At 70.3% G+C, this 532-nt stretch carries 1 protein-coding gene; it reads right to left on the reverse strand.

What is annotated here, in order from left to right:
• Positions 1-532, reverse strand: a 532-nt coding sequence (locus JCM25156_RS20055) for a Mur ligase family protein (RefSeq protein WP_025814560.1), incomplete at both ends; no start/stop codon positions are given.

Genomic DNA, 532 nt, shown 5'->3' on the forward strand with positions numbered 1-532 from the left:
CAGGGTTTCGCCACGCGCGCCGGTGGTGCGCAGGACAAGGTTGCGCCGCCGCGCGATCTCCCGCAGCGCGGTGGCGGTTGTTTCGTCCATGTCCGCGTTGATGGCGGCGATGCCGCCTTCGGGCAGGATGGTATCGAACAGGCGCAGCTTGGCCGCACGATAGGCCGCGCTGCTGCCATGATAGTCCAGATGGTCGCGCGTCAGGTTACTGAACCCCGCCGCGTAGGGCGTGATCCCGTCCAGCCTGCGCTGCTCCAGCCCGTGGGATGATGCCTCCATCGCCACATGGTCCACGCCCGCCTGCGCCATGGTCCCCAGCAGGCGCATGAGCCCGACACTGTCCGGCGTGGTCAGCACGGGGCCGCAATCGGGCAGGGGGCAGGGGGCGAGTGCGCCCAGCGTGCCGATCGTGCCCGCCTTCAGCCCCTGAAGCGCCCAGATCTGGCGCAGGAATTCCACCGTGCTGGTCTTGCCGTTGGTGCCGGTCACGGCGGCGATGTGGGCTGGCAGCCGGGGCGTGAGGGTGCGGGCG

It is taken from the genome of Komagataeibacter kakiaceti JCM 25156 (assembly GCF_000613305.1).